Raw genomic sequence first — 16123 nt, 5'->3', positions numbered from 1 at the left:
GCGCGCATAGTCTGGCTACGCGATCATTACGGCAGAGAACAAAATTATGAAAGCACTGGAAAACAGCGTCGCGCTGGTGACGGGTGCGTCAAAAGGGATTGGCGCGGCGATCGCCATCGCTTTTGCCGCCGCTGGCGCGCGCGTGATAGTGAACTATCGACAGGACGAGCCGGGTGCCGCCGATGTGGTGAGTGATATCCGCTCACTGGGCAGCGAAGCCGTGGCGGTTCAGGCGGATGTCTCACAGCCGCGGGATGTGGAGCGGCTGTTTGCCTCCACCGTGGCGCAGTTCGGCGCACCCGATATTGTGGTTAACAATGCCGGCAGTTTTCATCACGGTGATTTTGCCGCCCTGACGCTGGAGGCGATGCGCCAGCAGCTCGACGTCAATCTGCTCGGCACTCTGCTGGTGTGTCAGCAGGCGATTCAACACTTTCCGCCGCACGGCGGCAGCATTATCAATCTCAGCGCCCTGAACAGCAAAAACAGTACGCCGGGCTCGGTACTGTGGGCCGCCACCAAAGGGGCTATCGATACCCTGACTCAAGGTCTGGCGCGTGAACTGGGTCCGAAAAATATCCGGGTCAACGCATTAGCGCCGGGCATGATTCTGACCGAAGGTTTGCTGGCAGCGAAGAAATTCAGCCCGCAGCTAAAGGCGCAAATGCTGGCGGCGACGCCGCTGGGACGTTTTGGTCTGCCGGAGGATGTTGCGCAGGTAGCGCTGTTTCTGGCGTCTGAGGAGTCTGCTTATGTCAGCGGCGAGCGCGTGATGATCAGCGGCGGCGCCTGACAGAGACAAAAAAAGGGAAGCCCGAAGGCTTCCCTTTTTATCACGACTTAGCGTCTGTTATGCGTCACGACGACGTGGTGCTGCGGCACCGCCATCTTCACGACGTGGACCACGACCGCCTTCACGGTTGAAGCTGCGTCCGCCTTCACGACCACCTTCACGGCGTTCTGAAGAGAAGCGACGACCACCTTCACGGTTTGCGCCCGCGCCTGCACCTGCAGGACCACGACGCTCACCACCACCGGCTGGACGACGATCGCCACGGCCTTCGTTCGGCTGTGCATCACCCAGTAACTGCATATTCATCGGCTTGTTCAGAATACGGGTACGGGTGAAGTGCTGCAGCACATCGCCTGGCATGCCTTTCGGCAGCTCGATGGTTGAGTGGGTGCCGAACAGCTTGATGTTACCGATGTAACGGCTGCTGATGTCGCCTTCATTAGCGATAGCGCCAACGATGTGACGAACTTCAACACCATCATCGCGACCCACTTCAATGCGGTAGAGCTGCATTTCGCCAACGTCACGACGTTCGCGACGTGGACGGTCGCCATCACGGCTTTCACGTGGACCACGTGAGTCACGCGCTTCACGGCTGTCACGACGGCCATCACGCTCGTCACGATCGCGGTATTCGCGGCGTGCCGGACGCGGTGCTTCTGGTGGCAGAATCAGAGGACGTTCGCCCTGTGCCATCTTCAGCAGTGCAGCTGCCAGCGTTTCCAGATCCATCTCTTCTTCTGGCTGCATTTTAGCCAGCAGCGCACGGTACTGATCCAGATCGCTGCTTTCCAGCTGCTGCTGAACTTTAGCGGCAAACTTGGCCAGACGACGCTCACCCAGCAGTTCTGCGTTTGGCAGCTCAACTTCAGGGATAGTCAGCTTCATGGTACGTTCGATGTTACGCAGCAGACGACGCTCGCGGTTCTCAACGAACAGCAGGGCGCGACCCGCACGGCCCGCACGACCGGTACGGCCGATACGGTGAACGTAAGATTCTGCATCCATCGGGATGTCGTAGTTAACGACCAGGCTGATACGCTCAACGTCCAGGCCACGGGCCGCAACGTCAGTCGCAATCAGGATGTCGAGACGACCATCTTTCAGGCGCTCCAGCGTCTGCTCACGCAGTGCCTGGTTCATGTCACCGTTCAGCGCGGCGCTGTTATAGCCACTGCGCTCCAGCGCTTCAGCCACTTCCATCGTTGCGTTTTTAGTCCGCACGAAGATGATGGCAGCATCAAAGTCTTCCGCTTCAAGGAAGCGAACCAGCGCATCTGTTTTACGACCGTAAGCGGTCCAGTAGCTCTGGCTGATATCAGGACGCGTCGTCATGCTTGACTGAATACGCACTTCCTGAGGATCTTTCATGAAACGTTTAGTAATGCGGCGAATCGCTTCCGGCATGGTAGCCGAGAACAGCGCCGTCTGATGATCGGCTGGGATCTGCGCCATGATGGTTTCAACGTCTTCGATGAAGCCCATACGCAGCATTTCATCCGCTTCGTCCAGCACCAGGCCGCGCAGGTTAGAGAGATCTAACGTGCCGCGTTTCAGGTGGTCAAGCAGACGACCAGGCGTACCCACGACAACCTGAGGTCCCTGGCGCAGTGCGCGCAGCTGGACGTCATAACGCTGGCCGCCGTACAGGGCAACCACGTTCAGGCCACGCATATGTTTAGAGAATTCGGTAACTGCTTCAGCAACCTGTACCGCCAGTTCGCGGGTCGGTGCCAGCACCAGGATTTGTGGCGCTTTAACAGTAGGATCAATGTTGTGTAACAGCGGCAGCGAGAAGGCCGCAGTTTTACCACTCCCGGTCTGCGCCATGCCTAACACGTCACGGCCCGCCAGCAGGTGAGGAATACACTCAGCCTGGATTGGGGATGGCTTAACGTAGCCCATGCCATTCAGTGATTCAAGGATGTCGGCGTTCAGGCCAAGGTCAGCAAAAGTGGTTTGAATATCAGTCATGTAGTACACGTGCCTCTTAGATTGCGGCGGCCAGTCTACATAACTCGTCGTGAAAACTTTCAGTCATTTTCATCAAAAAGTGTGAACCGGCTCAAATTAGAAGTTTTGACGAACAGAAAAGCCCTCATCCCTGAAGATGATGACTTGACAGGTTTTACAGGCAATTAAAGTTCGTCAGCTATTGCTGGTCAGATTCTGATAAATCGTCTTGTGCCTGGCCGAGTTGCGCCAGTTCCAACAATGCGTATCGGTGTTCAACAAAGTTATTGACGTTGTTGGCCACCGCCAGTTTGAACAACGCTTTCGCGTCGTCCTTCTCCCCCAGACTTAGGTAGTACTTACCTAAATAGAAGTTGGTTTCACTGAGATGTTCAGCGAGCGAGGTGTTATCCGTTGCGTCCGCCTGGAGACTTTCCATCAACGACTTTTCGTTGATGTCACCCAGGTAGAACTCGACAATATTCCATCCCCATTGGTCTCTGACCGCTTTGTCGTGACGCTGTTGAAGCGCGACTTTTGCCTTGTCGACATCCATCTCACGTTCAACGAGATAGAGCCACAGACTGCGGAAAGGATCGTTAGGATCGTCTTGATAAAACGCCAGCAGATCATCTTGCGCTAACTTGTATCGACCGCCGTAATAGAGGGCGATACCACGGTTTAAATGCGCATAGTTGTAAGTTGGATCAAGCTCAAGTACAGAATCAAACGCTTCATAGGCGGCATCAAAGTTGCCCGCCTGCGTTAAATATATGCCTAAGTAGTTAAACACTTCTGGCATATCTGGTCTTATAGACAGCGCTTGCGAAAAATCGTTCCGCGCTAATGCCCGCAGACCTAAACTATCATACAACACTCCGCGCTCATATAACAGCTGTGCGCGTTCATCATCGGTGAGGGCGCGACTGGCAAGAATTTGTTCCATGCGCGCCAGAATCACTTCCTGCTGCAGTGTGGGCTGTAGAGGTACTGCAAGAACTTCGTTCTTACGCCAATTGGAGTTGCTGCATCCTGCCAGCGTCAAAGCTGTCGCAACAAAACACCAGCGCAGAAAAGGCTTCATTTCCCACTCCCGAATACAAACATTGGGATAACCATCCTGTTACCCGCCTGCTGTGCACAAGGATTCCCGCCCTCGCGATGACACAAACGCCTCTCCCTGCCAGGCAAGGAGAGGCAAATCAGCAACGACTTATTCCGCGTCAGGTGTGCTCACCGCTGCAGCTTCTTCAGTCTGCGGCTTAGATTCTGTCGCTTCTTTGATGCTCAGACGGACACGGCCCTGGCGATCAACTTCCATCACCTTAACCGGAACTTCCTGACCCATCTGCAGATAGTCAGTCACTTTCTCAACGCGCTTATCAGCGATCTGAGAAATGTGAACCAGACCTTCTTTACCGCCGCCGATAGCGACGAAGGCACCGAAGTCAACGATGCGGGTCACTTTACCACTGTAAATGCGGCCCACTTCGATCTCTGCGGTGATCTCTTCGATACGACGAATGGCTTCTTTCGCTTTCAGACCATCGGTCGCAGCAATTTTCACTGTGCCATCATCTTCGATTTCGATCGTCGTGCCAGTCTCTTCGGTCAGTGCACGAATCACTGAGCCGCCTTTACCGATCACATCTTTGATCTTGTCAGAGCTGATTTTGATGGTGTAAATGCGTGGCGCAAATTCAGAAATCTCAGTACGCGGCGTGCTGATAGCCTGTTCCATAACGCCGAGAATGTGCAGACGCGCACCCCTGGCCTGGTTCAGCGCTTCCTGCATGATTTCACGCGTGATGCCTTCGATTTTGATGTCCATCTGCAGCGCGGTGATACCTTCACGGCTACCGGCTACTTTGAAGTCCATATCGCCAAGGTGATCTTCGTCGCCGAGGATGTCAGACAGAACCACAAACTTCTCGTCTTCTTTCACCAGACCCATCGCGATACCGGCAACAGCAGCCTTGATCGGAACGCCTGCATCCATCAGCGCCAGTGAGGCACCACAGACAGAGGCCATTGATGAGGAGCCGTTTGACTCGGTGATTTCAGACACCACACGAACGGTGTACGGGAATTCTTCCGCTTTTGGCATCACGGCCAACACGCCGCGCTTCGCCAGACGACCGTGACCAATTTCACGACGCTTAGGCGAGCCAACCATACCGGTCTCACCAACAGAGTACGGAGGGAAGTTGTAGTGGAACAGGAAGCTGTCGGTACGTTCGCCCATCAGCTCATCCAGGTTCTGCGCATCGCGGGTGGTACCCAGCGTTGCGGTGACCAGCGCCTGCGTTTCACCACGGGTGAACAGCGAAGAACCGTGAGTACGTGGCAGCACGCCTGTACGCACATCCAGACCACGGATCATGTCTTTCTCACGACCGTCGATGCGCGGCTCGCCGTTCAGGATGCGGGTACGAACCACATTCTTTTCAAGGCTGTGAACGATATCGCCAATTTCAGCGCTATCCAGTGTTTCATCTTCAGCCAGCAGCGCAGCGATAGTTTCATCTTTGATCACGCCAACCTGGGTATAACGCTCCTGCTTATCCGTGATGCGGTAAGCATCGCTGATACGCGATTCAGCCAGCGCAGCCACGCGAGAAATCAGCGCGGTGTTGGCGGCTTCTGGCTGCCAGTCCCAGCGTGGTTTGCCCGCTTCGGCAACCAGTGCATTAATGTTTTCGATAACAACCTGCTGCTGATCGTGGCCAAAGACCACGGCGCCCAGCATCTGCTCTTCTGACAGGATCTCAGCTTCAGATTCCACCATCAGAACGGCATTCTGCGTACCGGCTACCACCAGATCCAGCCGAGACTGTTTCAGTTCATCGGCCGTTGGGTTCAGCACATATTGATCGTTGATATAGCCGACGCGCGCCGAGCCGATTGGGCCGTTAAATGGCAGGCCAGAAAGTGCCAGCGCAGCAGACGCACCGATCATGGCCACGATGTCCGGGTGAACCTGTGGGTTTACGGAAACCACGGTTGCAATAACCTGAACTTCGTTAACAAAGCCTTCCGGGAACAGCGGACGAATCGGGCGGTCAATCAGACGCGCAATCAGCGTTTCGCCTTCGCTTGGGCGGCCTTCGCGACGGAAGAAGCTACCCGGGATACGACCAGCAGCGTAAGTACGCTCCTGATAGTTTACGGTCAGTGGGAAGAAGTCCTGACCTGGTTTAGATTTTTTCTGACCTACAACGGTGACGAACACCGCGGTATCGTCCATGCTCACCATAACAGCGGCAGTCGCCTGGCGAGCCATCATGCCGGTTTCCAGCGTGACGGTATGTTGACCATATTGGAATTTGCGTACGATCGGATTCAGCAAAATCAAAGTCCTTAACTTCGGGGCACGGCTATCTGAAGCCTGCCATTGATCACCGATCTTCAGTTGCATCCCTCGCGACTAATGACAACCCTTAACCGCCCCTGCGGTAAAGCCTCTCATTAGCCGCGCGAAACTCTGCAAACAAAGATCACACTAAGCAACAATACATGAGTTTGGTCCGGATTGCTGCCGATTGCTCGAAAAAAGGGGCCATAAAGGCCCCCTCTTCACGAAACTCGCACAAATCCGATCGCAAGACACGTCTGGTGCAGAAACTCTGCATAACGCCCCGGCGACCCGATTTTTCAGACTTAGCGACGCAGACCGAGACTTTCGATCAGGCTGCTGTAGCGTGCAACGTCTTTACGCTTCAGGTAGTCCAGCAGCTTACGACGCTGAGATACCATGCGCAGCAGACCGCGGCGGCTGTGGTGGTCTTTTTTGTGCTCAGAGAAGTGACCCTGCAGATGGGTAATCTGCGCGGTCAACAGGGCAACCTGAACTTCAGTTGAACCGCTGTCGTTAGCACCACGGCCATATTTAGCAACGATCTCTGCTTTAGCTTCTACGCTTAGAGACATAATAAACTCCAGTAAAAAATGAATGTATGGGTGCCGATCTCTAATTCAGCATCCCGCTTTAAAGCCGCGCTATTCTACTCTTCGGCTGATAGCAACGCAAATGCGCTATCAGCGAAAAAGCGACACGCCGCTTAATCCTGATATTCAACCACTAAACGCCGCGGTGCCACACGGCCATCGTCGGCGATTTCCGCCATACCGATAAATTTACGCGCTTCACCTTCAGTGACACGCACCAGCCCCTGTGCCGGCACATTGCTGGCCTGCACCGGCTGACCCTGTTTGAAGTATGCCGCAACCGCAGACAACAAATTCACTTCAGGGAAATCTGCGGCAGGACTGTCCATCGGCAGCAGCAGCGGGTCCAGCTGGGTTTCCAGCGGAATCCCGGCTTCGGTCGCCTCAGCCAGTAAGCTATGGAGCTGTTCCAGCGTCACCATCCGCTCATAGGGATAGCGTGCAACCTGCACCCGACGCAGCATGATAACGTGCGCACCACAGCCGAGTTTCTCGCCCAGATCATCAATGATAGTGCGGATATAGGTCCCTTTGGAGCAGTGGATTTCCAGCTCCAGCTCATCACCTTCCCAGCGAATAAATTGCAATTCGTAGACGGTGATGGGACGCGGCTCGCGCGCAATCTCAATGCCCTGGCGCGCATATTCATACAGTGGCCGGCCCTGATGCTTTAACGCGGAAAACATCGACGGCACCTGCAGCGTTTCGCCGCGGAAACCTTCCAGCGCCGTATCCAGTTCTGCCTGGGTAAAGTTCACCGGACGCGTCTGCACCACGTTGCCATCGGCATCAGAGGTATCGGTACGCTCACCAAGGCGAGCGATGACCCGATAACGCTTGTCGGAGTCCAGCAGGTACTGCGAAAACTTAGTCGCTTCACCCAGGCAAATCGGCAACATGCCGGTGGCCAGCGGATCAAGCGCGCCGGTATGTCCTGCGCGGTTGGCGTTAAAAATACGCTTCACTTTCTGCAGCACATCATTCGACGAGACGCCTTGTGGCTTATCCAGCAACAACACGCCATGGACGTCGCGACCGCGACGACGCGGACGACTCATTACGCCTCCTCGTCATCACCGGTGGCGTCAGGGCCACGGCGCTCGGCATCGTTTTTCACGACGCTGCTGACGAGGTTAGACATGCGCATCCCTTCGATCAACGAGTTGTCGTAGAAGAAGGTCAGCTCAGGCACGATACGCAGGCGCATCGCTTTGCCGAGCAGAATGCGGATATAACCTGACGCTTCTTTCAGCGCTTTCAGGCCATTTTTAACCGCTTCTTCATCTTTATCATTCAGGAAGGTCACGAACACTTTGGCGTAGGCCAGGTCACGTGAGACTTCAACCCCGGAGACGGTAACCATCATGCCAAGACGCGGATCTTTAATCTCGCGTTGCAGGATCATCGCAATCTCTTTTTGCAGCTCTTGTGAAACGCGCTGCGGGCGACCAAATTCTTTCGCCATCATTATTTCTCCCAAATAATTCGGGAGGCCAGTGGCCTCCCAAATTGCATCACATCAGCAGTGACTTACGCGATGGTGCGTTTAACTTCAATCACTTCAAAGACTTCGATCATGTCGCCAACGCGGACATCGTTGTAGTTCTTCACGCCGATACCGCACTCCATGCCGTTACGCACTTCGTTGACGTCATCTTTAAAGCGACGGAGTGACTCCAGCTCGCCTTCGTAAATCACCACGTTGTCACGCAGGACGCGGATTGGATTGTGACGCTTGATGTTACCTTCGGTCACCATACAACCTGCCACGGCACCGAATTTCGGTGACTTGAACACGTCGCGGACTTCAGCCAGACCAATGATCTGCTGTTTGTATTCCGGCGCCAGCATACCGCTCATCGCCGCTTTCACTTCGTCAATCAGGTTATAGATGACGGAGTAGTAGCGCAGATCCAGGCTTTCGGCATCGATGACGCGACGCGCAGAGGCATCGGCACGGACGTTAAAGCCCAGAAGGATGGCGTTGGAGGCCGCAGCCAGCGTCGCATCGGTTTCGGTGATCCCGCCCACGCCTGAACCGACAATCTTCACCTTCACTTCGTCGGTGGAGAGTTTCAGCAGGGAGTCGGAGATCGCTTCCACAGAACCCTGAACGTCAGCTTTCAGCACGATGTTCAGTTCAGACACTTCGCCTTCGGTCATGTTAGCAAACATGTTCTCCAGCTTAGATTTCTGCTGGCGAGCCAGTTTAACTTCGCGGAATTTGCCCTGACGATAAAGTGCCACTTCACGCGCTTTCTTCTCGTCACGGACCACGGTCGCTTCATCACCGGCAGCCGGCACGCCGGACAGACCCAGGATCTCAACCGGGATAGATGGACCCGCTTCCATGACTTCGCGACCCAGTTCGTCACGCATAGCACGAACGCGGCCATACTCGAAACCACACAGCACGATATCGCCTTTGTTCAGCGTACCTTCACGCACCAGCACGGTTGCCACCGGACCACGACCTTTGTCGAGGAACGATTCGATCACCACGCCGCTCGCCATACCTTCACGGATAGCGGTCAGTTCCAGTACTTCCGCCTGCAGCAGGATAGCGTTAAGCAGATCGTCAATGCCGGTACCCGCTTTCGCAGAGACGTTAACGAACATGTTTTCGCCGCCCCACTCTTCCGGAATGATACCGTACTGAGTCAGTTCGTTTTTAACGCGATCCGGATCGGCTTCAGGCTTATCACACTTGTTCACCGCAACCACAACCGGCACTTTGGCCGCTTTGGCGTGCTGAATAGCTTCGACAGTCTGTGGCATCACGCCATCGTCTGCTGCCACCACCAGGATAACGATGTCCGTTGCCTGCGCACCACGTGCACGCATCGCGGTAAACGCGGCGTGGCCTGGGGTGTCGAGGAAGGTGACCATGCCGTTATCGGTTTCAACGTGGTAAGCACCGATGTGCTGGGTAATGCCGCCCGCTTCGCCAGAGGCGATTTTGGTTGAGCGGATGTAATCCAGCAGGGAGGTTTTACCGTGGTCGACGTGGCCCATGATGGTCACAACCGGCGCGCGGGATTCCTGCGCTGCATCGGTATCACGATCGTCCATTACCGCTTCTTCCAGCTCGTTTTCACGACGCAGGGTCACTTTGTGGCCCATCTCTTCGGCAACGAGTTGTGCAGTTTCCTGATCGATAACCTGGTTGATGGTCGCCATAGCGCCCATCTTCATCATCGCTTTGATGACCAGAGAACCTTTCACCGCCATTTTGTTCGCCAGTTCGGCTACGGTGATAGTTTCGCCAATCACGACATCGCGGTTAACCGCTTGTGCCGGCTTGTTAAAGCCCTGCTGCAAGGCGCTTGGTTTGCGATGCTTACCGCCTTTACCACCACGAATCTGCGCACGCGCTTCTTCACGGTCAGTTTTGGCTTCAGAATGTTTGTTGCCTTTTTTCGCCGGACGCGCCGCTTTAGCGGTGGTGCGCGCACGCGCACGACCCGCTTCAACCTGACGGTCGTTTTCATCTTCAGCCTGACGGGCATGGGTGGAAGTGGTGACGTGATAGTCGCCTTTATCTTCTTCTTCCGGTTTTTCCCATTCCGCTGATTTCTCTTCGGCCAGACGGCGGGCTTCTTCTGCTACGAGGCGGGCAGCCTCTTCAAGCTTACGGCGGGCTTCTTCTTCAGCTTTACGCTTCAGTTCGGCAGCTTCAGCTTCGCGACGGGCTTTATCGGACTGCGCAGCCTTGGTCACTTCGTCGGTAGGTTGATTTGTCACTTTCTCATTTTCCGCTGCTGCACGTTTGGCCTTGTCAGCGGCTTCGCGCTTGGCTTTCTCTTCGGCTTCACGTTGCGCTTTCTGTTCAGCTTCGCGACGGGCTTTTTCTTCAGCCTCGCGTTGCGCCTGCTCTTCCGCTTCACGCTGCGCCTCGGCTTCTGCTTCGGCCTGAGCTTGCTCAGACTCTGCATCACCTTTCACGTATGTGCGCTTTTTGCGGACTTCGATTTGCACCGACTTACTTTTACCCCCGGTGCCTGGAATATTCAAGGTGCTGCGCGTTTTACGCTGCAGCGTCAGCTTAGCTGAACCGACCTGACCGTGCTCACGATTCAGGTGAGACAATAAGGTTTCTTTCTCGTGCTGGGTCACTGCGTCATTTTCAGACTTAGGGATCCCCGCATCAGCAAATTGCTGTACCAGGCGATCGACCGGAGTCTGAATTTCTGCGGCCAGCGATTTTACGGTTACATCTGTCATGCTGTTCCTTCCTGTTATTACGCGTCATCGCCGAACCAGCAGATATTACGGGCGGCCATAATCAGCGCGCCGGCTTGCTCATCAGACATGCCTTCAATATCCGTCAGATCGTCAACACCTTGCTCAGCGAGATCTTCCAGCGTGCAAACGCCTTTCGACGCCAGGCGGAAAGCCAGAGCACGATCCAGACCTTCAAGATTCAGAAGATCCTCAGCGGGCTGCTGGTTACCAAGGCTCTCTTCTTTCGCCAGTGCCAGGGTGGTTAACGCATTTTTTGCTCGTTCACGCAGGGCTTCAATGGTCTCTTCGTCGAGGCCGTCAATTTCCAACAGCTCGTTGATTGGCACGTAGGCCAGTTCTTCCAGCGAAGAGAAGCCCTCTTCCACCAGTACGGTGGCGAACTCTTCGTCGATGTCGAGATGTTTGGTGAACATATCGATTGCTGCATGGGCTTCAGCCTGATGTTTGGCCTGCAGATCATCGACGGTCATTACGTTCAGCTCCCAGCCACTCAGCTGTGAAGCGAGACGCACGTTTTGGCCGTTACGGCCGATCGCCTGAGCCAGATTGCCAGCTTCTACGGCGATATCCATGGTGTGGTTATCTTCATCAACCACGATTGACGCCACATCAGCCGGCGCCATAGCGTTGATAACAAACTGCGCCGGGTTGTCGTCCCACAGCACGATATCGATACGCTCGCCACCCAGTTCACTGGAAACCGCCTGGACACGCGCGCCGCGCATACCCACACAGGCACCGACCGGATCGATACGTTTGTCGTTGGTCTTGACTGCAATTTTAGCGCGCGAGCCCGGATCACGAGCAGCGGCTTTAATTTCAATCACTTCTTCGCCAATTTCTGGCACTTCAATGCGGAACAGTTCAATCAGCATTTCCGGTTTGGAACGCGTCACGAACAGTTGCGCGCCACGCGCTTCCGGGCGAACAGAATAGAGCACGCCACGAATACGGTCGCCTGGGCGGAAGTTTTCACGCGGCAGCATATCTTCGCGCAGAATCACGGCTTCGGCATTGCTGCCTAAGTCGAGGGAAATATTGTCGCGGTTAACTTTCTTCACCACGCCAGTAATAATTTCGCCTTCCTGCTCACGGAACTGATCAACCACCATAGCGCGCTCAGCTTCACGCACTTTTTGCACGATAACCTGTTTAGCGGTCTGGGTGGTGATACGGTCAAAAGTGACCGATTCAATCTGATCTTCGACATATTCGCCCAGATTGAATGCTTCATCTTCGAAGCGGGCCGCATCCAGCGTGATCTCGCGCGTCGGCTGCGTCACCTCTTCTACGATTTCCCAACGGCGGAACGTATCGAAATCGCCACTTCTGCGATCAATGCTGACGCGTACGTCAATTTCTTGCTCGTACTTTTTCTTGGTCGCAGTCGCCAGCGCGCTCTCCAGCGCTTCGAAGATTTTCTCACGCGGCAGGGCTTTTTCGTTAGAAACGGCTTCTACAACAGCTAAGATCTCTTTGTTCATCCTGGTTAGCCTCAATCCGGACTTTTAAAAGTGGGGGACCAGGTTCGCTTTCTGAATATTACTCAGCGCGAACACTTCATCGTTACCCTCAACGTTCACCGTGATCATCTCGCCATCAACGGACTTGATGATTCCCTGCCATTTACGGCGGTTCTGAACGGCCATACGCAGCACCAGACTCACTTCATCGCCCATAAAACGGACATAGTGTTCTGCAGTGAACAGAGGACGATCGAGTCCCGGTGAGGAGACTTCAAGGTTGTAAGGCACGGTAATGGGATCTTCCACATCCATTACGGCACTTACCTGGTGGCTGACATCGGCGCAATCATCGACATTGATGCCATCTTCACTATCAATATAGATGCGCAGGGTTGATGTGCGACCACGAACGAATTCAATTCCAACCAGTTCGTAGCCCAGCGCTTCTACCGGAGCCGATACCAACTCTGTCAATTTTTGCTCTAATGTGGACAAGCCCACCCCCAAGACATAAAAAAAGGGCCTATAGCCCAGTATTACGATTCGCTAATAACAAAAAACCCCGAATATTCGGGGCTTTTAATCACTGGACCCTGTACGCCGCGATGCGGCCCGGACTCCATCCAAAGAATTTTCTTTCAAAAATGAGCCGTGAATGCGTCCGTCGATGCACACAGTATATTTGAAAAAGAACTCAAAGGGAAAGTGGTTGCGGGGGCCGGATTTGAACCGACGACCTTCGGGTTATGAGCCCGACGAGCTACCAGGCTGCTCCACCCCGCGTCCGAAAACGTGGCGAATAATACGCCAAACCTGCATAAAATGCAAGTAATACTAAGATTTGGTACCGAGGACGGGACTTGAACCCGTAAGCCCAATCGGGCACTACCACCTCAAGGTAGCGTGTCTACCAATTCCACCACCACGGCACTGCTTCTGACACTTCACTGACCACAACGATTCGTTGTGCTGACGATCTTACTTAGGAATATCGCTGCCCGGCGTAACCGGTTGAGCTGGCTTTTCAGTCTGTTGAGAAGACTGCGCCGGCGCAGAAAGATTTTCCCACTCGCTTCCTTTTGACGCTTTATTACTGTTCAGGTTACCGAGAACCAGGCTGATGATGAAGAACAATGCCGCTAAGATGCCGGTAGTACGCGTCATGAAATTGCCTGAACCCGTAGAACCAAACAGCGTACCGGATGCGCCTGCACCGAATGAGGCTCCCATATCAGCGCCTTTGCCTTGCTGCAGCATGATCATACCCACGAGGGCGATAGCTACAATAAGGAAAACAACTAAAAGAGCTTCGTACATATTCAACCTGTTCCTTGCACGATAATCGTACAGTTAAAGCTTCAACCAGTATTGATGGGGAGTCTCGTCATCACCCATCAGAAGCGGGTGTGAATACTAACCAAAGGCGGATACCTCTGCAAGCGCAATTTTCATCACCCCAACCGATTGCAGAAAAAAACGCCATCCCGGTGATTTTACAGGCGGTTCGGTAACCTGCGAACCGCCTGTCAGCGCATTAAAACGCCTTTACCTGGTCGGCAATCCGGTTGGCCAGCTCGGTGACCTGCGCTTCGTTTTCGCCTTCCACCATCACCCGAATCAACGGTTCAGTGCCTGACTTGCGCAGTAACACCCGACCACGACCCGCCAGCGCTTTTTCCACTTCTACCGTTGCGGTCTTCACCGCTTCGCTCTGCAGCGGATCGCCTTCGCCGGTAAAACGCACGTTGACCAGCACCTGAGGCAGCATTTTCATGCCGCTGCACAAGTCATGCAGGCTCATGTGGTTGCGCACCATCGCAGTAAGTACTTGCAAACTTGCCACGATACCGTCGCCGGTGGTGGTTTTATCCAGCAGAATCACATGACCGGAGTTCTCTGCGCCCAGCCGCCAGCCTTTCTCCTGCATCTTCTCCAGCACATAGCGGTCACCCACTTTTGCCCTGGCAAATGGAATACCGAGCTGCTTCAGTGCTAACTCCAGGCCCATATTGCTCATCAGCGTGCCGACGACGCCGCCGCGCAGCTGGCCCTGACGTAGCCCTTCACGCGCGATGATGTAGAGAATCTGGTCGCCATCGACCTTTTCGCCCAGGTGGTCAATCATCATGATGCGATCGCCGTCACCATCATAGGCCAGCCCGATATCCGCTTTTTCCGCCAGCACCCGCTGTTGCAGCATTTTCAGATCGGTCGCGCCGCACTCTTTGTTGATGTTCATCCCATCTGGCTGAGTGGCAATAGCGATGACCGTGGCACCGAGCTCACGCAGCACATTGGGTGCAATGTGGTAGGTCGCGCCGTTGGCACAGTCGACCACGATTTTCAGGCCGTTGAGGTTAAGCTCGCTGGGAAAAGTGCCCTTACAAAATTCAATGTAGCGTCCGGCGGCATCAACGATACGGCTGGCACGGCCCAGCAAGGCGGATTCGACACAGGTAATCGGTTTTTCCATCTCCAGTTCGATCGCCTCTTCAACATCGTCCGGCAACTTGGTGCCTTCAGAGGAGAAGAATTTAATGCCGTTATCGTCGAACGGATTATGCGAGGCCGAAATCACGATCCCCGCTTCTGCGCGGAAGGTCCGGGTCAGATAGGCGATAGCTGGCGTCGGCATCGGCCCGGTAAAGGCCGCGGTCAGGCCAGCGGCAGCCAGACCGGCTTCTAAGGCTGACTCCAGCATGTAGCCGGAGATGCGCGTGTCCTTACCGATAATGATCTTTTTCGAACCGTGACGCGCCAATACTTTCCCTGCGGCCCAGCCCAGCTTCAGGACGAAATCAGGGGTGATTGGCGCTTCACCGACTTTGCCACGAATGCCATCTGTACCGAAATATTTACGATTACTCATGATGCTCCTTTTGCTCTTCGGGTCGCTTCGACCACGCGCATCGCTTCGGCCGTCTCTTTAACATCATGAGCACGGATAATCTGTGCTCCCTGCATGGCAGCGATGACCGCGCAGCTCAGGCTGCCGGTTAAACGCTGTGACGGACCGACATTCAACAACTGACCTATCATCGATTTGCGCGACATGCCTACCAGCAGAGGCAGGCCGAAATGGTGAAAATCGCTGAGGTGAGCCAGCAGTTCATAGTTGTGGCTAAGATTTTTACCGAAACCGAAGCCCGGGTCGAGTATCAGCCGCTCTTTTTTGATTCCTGCCGCTTCGCAACGCGCAATCTGCTGTGCGAAGTAAGTGTCCACTTCGCTCAGGATGTTTTCATAGTGCGGCGCCTGCTGCATGGTGCGGGGTTCGCCCTGCATATGCATTAAACAGACCGGCAGACCGGTCGCAGCGGCAGCTTCCAGCGCACCTGGCTCGGAGAGCGAGCGAACATCATTAATGATGTGAGCGCCCACTCGCGCTGATTCACGAATCACCTCAGCTTTGGAGGTATCAACCGAGATCCAGACCTCGAAACGCTGGGCAATCGCTTCGACCACCGGAATGACGCGCTCCAGCTCCTGCTCGACGCTGACCTCATCTGCCCCTGGACGGGTCGATTCACCGCCGACATCGATGATGGTCGCGCCAGCATTGACCATCTCATTGGTGTGCGTCAGCGCATCGACCAGCGCGTTATGTTTACCGCCATCGGAAAAGGAGTCGGGCGTGACATTTAAAATACCCATCACATGGGGAAAGGATAAATCGAGATGGGAATCACCGGCGAACAACTTCATGGCGAATCACTCC

The 16123-nt window shown here is 54.7% G+C and carries 14 protein-coding genes and 2 tRNA genes; 1 reads left to right on the top strand and 15 read right to left on the bottom strand.

Annotation, left to right across the window (positions count from 1 at the left end; all coding sequences use genetic code 11):
* Positions 1 to 46: 46 nt before the first annotated feature.
* Positions 47 to 793 (top strand): SDR family NAD(P)-dependent oxidoreductase, encoded by a 747-nt coding sequence (locus ACX3P5_RS01925; RefSeq protein ID WP_458968206.1) that lies wholly within the window; start codon positions 47 to 49, stop codon positions 791 to 793.
* Positions 794 to 850: 57 nt separating this feature from the next.
* Here the strand turns inward: ACX3P5_RS01925 and ACX3P5_RS01920 are convergent, their stop codons facing one another.
* From ACX3P5_RS01920 to folP, 15 genes are all read right to left on the bottom strand, one after another.
* Positions 851 to 2767 carry a DEAD/DEAH family ATP-dependent RNA helicase gene (locus ACX3P5_RS01920; protein ID WP_233985453.1) on the bottom strand — a complete coding sequence of 639 codons (1917 nt, stop codon included), beginning with the start codon at positions 2765 to 2767 and terminating at the stop codon, positions 851 to 853.
* Positions 2768 to 2783: 16 nt separating this feature from the next.
* Entirely contained in the window at positions 2784 to 2840 is a 57-nt protein-coding gene (gene yrbN, locus ACX3P5_RS01915) for a protein YrbN (protein ID WP_098053093.1), read from the bottom strand.
* A gap of 105 nt (positions 2841 to 2945) precedes the next feature.
* Positions 2946 to 3830, bottom strand: coding sequence for a lipoprotein NlpI (gene nlpI / locus ACX3P5_RS01910; RefSeq protein ID WP_233985454.1), 885 nt, complete (start codon positions 3828 to 3830; stop codon positions 2946 to 2948).
* 129 nt (positions 3831 to 3959) lie between these two features.
* The gene (pnp, locus tag ACX3P5_RS01905) at positions 3960 to 6095 is read right to left on the bottom strand and encodes a polyribonucleotide nucleotidyltransferase (RefSeq protein WP_094122277.1); all 2136 of its coding nucleotides are present in this window, start codon (positions 6093 to 6095) and stop codon (positions 3960 to 3962) included.
* Positions 6096 to 6406: 311 nt separating this feature from the next.
* On the bottom strand, positions 6407 to 6676 hold the full coding sequence (rpsO, locus tag ACX3P5_RS01900) for a 30S ribosomal protein S15 (protein WP_003851063.1): 270 nt from the start codon (positions 6674 to 6676) through the stop codon (positions 6407 to 6409).
* A 131-nt stretch (positions 6677 to 6807) separates the two neighbouring features.
* On the bottom strand, positions 6808 to 7752 hold the full coding sequence (truB, locus tag ACX3P5_RS01895) for a tRNA pseudouridine(55) synthase TruB (RefSeq protein ID WP_458968205.1): 945 nt from the start codon (positions 7750 to 7752) through the stop codon (positions 6808 to 6810).
* Positions 7752 to 8159, bottom strand: coding sequence for a 30S ribosome-binding factor RbfA (gene rbfA, locus ACX3P5_RS01890; protein ID WP_233988229.1), 408 nt, complete (start codon positions 8157 to 8159; stop codon positions 7752 to 7754). The genes truB and rbfA overlap by 1 nt, the downstream gene beginning before the upstream one ends.
* Before the next feature lie 65 nt (positions 8160 to 8224).
* A complete protein-coding gene (gene infB / locus ACX3P5_RS01885) occupies positions 8225 to 10918 on the bottom strand; it encodes a translation initiation factor IF-2 (protein WP_233985456.1) in 2694 nt (897 codons plus the stop codon).
* 17 nt (positions 10919 to 10935) lie between these two features.
* The gene (nusA, locus tag ACX3P5_RS01880; RefSeq protein WP_031375412.1) at positions 10936 to 12423 is read right to left on the bottom strand and encodes a transcription termination factor NusA; all 1488 of its coding nucleotides are present in this window, start codon (positions 12421 to 12423) and stop codon (positions 10936 to 10938) included.
* Between the two features lie 24 nt (positions 12424 to 12447).
* On the bottom strand, positions 12448 to 12900 hold the full coding sequence (gene rimP, locus ACX3P5_RS01875) for a ribosome maturation factor RimP (RefSeq protein WP_031375413.1): 453 nt from the start codon (positions 12898 to 12900) through the stop codon (positions 12448 to 12450).
* Positions 12901 to 13111: 211 nt separating this feature from the next.
* A tRNA-Met gene (locus tag ACX3P5_RS01870) sits at positions 13112 to 13188 on the bottom strand.
* A gap of 59 nt (positions 13189 to 13247) precedes the next feature.
* Positions 13248 to 13334 (bottom strand) — tRNA-Leu (locus tag ACX3P5_RS01865).
* A gap of 49 nt (positions 13335 to 13383) precedes the next feature.
* Positions 13384 to 13722 (bottom strand): preprotein translocase subunit SecG, encoded by a 339-nt coding sequence (gene secG, locus ACX3P5_RS01860; protein WP_233985457.1) that lies wholly within the window; start codon positions 13720 to 13722, stop codon positions 13384 to 13386.
* 217 nt (positions 13723 to 13939) lie between these two features.
* On the bottom strand, positions 13940 to 15274 hold the full coding sequence (gene glmM, locus ACX3P5_RS01855) for a phosphoglucosamine mutase (protein ID WP_233985458.1): 1335 nt from the start codon (positions 15272 to 15274) through the stop codon (positions 13940 to 13942).
* Positions 15271 to 16110 carry a dihydropteroate synthase gene (folP, locus tag ACX3P5_RS01850; protein WP_233985459.1) on the bottom strand — a complete coding sequence of 280 codons (840 nt, stop codon included), beginning with the start codon at positions 16108 to 16110 and terminating at the stop codon, positions 15271 to 15273. Before folP ends, glmM begins: the two co-directional genes overlap by 4 nt.
* Between the last annotated feature and the right edge of the window lie 13 nt (positions 16111 to 16123).

The sequence above is a fragment of the Pantoea sp. S-LA4 genome (genome assembly GCF_054482835.1).
Note: the sequence above shows the minus strand (reverse complement) of the source record. Positions and strands in the feature narration are given on the sequence as shown.

What these genes read in the sequence shown, in the direction of transcription:
- ACX3P5_RS01925 (WP_458968206.1), top strand. Translation starts at nt 47, where the DNA reads ATGAAAGCACTGGAAAACAGCGTCGCGCTGGTGACGGGTGCGTCAAAA.
- ACX3P5_RS01920 (WP_233985453.1), bottom strand. Translation starts at nt 2,767, where the DNA reads ATGACTGATATTCAAACCACTTTTGCTGACCTTGGCCTGAACGCCGAC.
- nlpI (WP_233985454.1), bottom strand. Translation starts at nt 3,830, where the DNA reads ATGAAGCCTTTTCTGCGCTGGTGTTTTGTTGCGACAGCTTTGACGCTG.
- rpsO (WP_003851063.1), bottom strand. Translation starts at nt 6,676, where the DNA reads ATGTCTCTAAGCGTAGAAGCTAAAGCAGAGATCGTTGCTAAATATGGC.
- truB (WP_458968205.1), bottom strand. Translation starts at nt 7,752, where the DNA reads ATGAGTCGTCCGCGTCGTCGCGGTCGCGACGTCCATGGCGTGTTGTTG.
- rbfA (WP_233988229.1), bottom strand. Translation starts at nt 8,159, where the DNA reads ATGGCGAAAGAATTTGGTCGCCCGCAGCGCGTTTCACAAGAGCTGCAA.
- infB (WP_233985456.1), bottom strand. Translation starts at nt 10,918, where the DNA reads ATGACAGATGTAACCGTAAAATCGCTGGCCGCAGAAATTCAGACTCCG.
- nusA (WP_031375412.1), bottom strand. Translation starts at nt 12,423, where the DNA reads ATGAACAAAGAGATCTTAGCTGTTGTAGAAGCCGTTTCTAACGAAAAA.
- secG (WP_233985457.1), bottom strand. Translation starts at nt 13,722, where the DNA reads ATGTACGAAGCTCTTTTAGTTGTTTTCCTTATTGTAGCTATCGCCCTC.
- glmM (WP_233985458.1), bottom strand. Translation starts at nt 15,274, where the DNA reads ATGAGTAATCGTAAATATTTCGGTACAGATGGCATTCGTGGCAAAGTC.
- folP (WP_233985459.1), bottom strand. Translation starts at nt 16,110, where the DNA reads ATGAAGTTGTTCGCCGGTGATTCCCATCTCGATTTATCCTTTCCCCAT.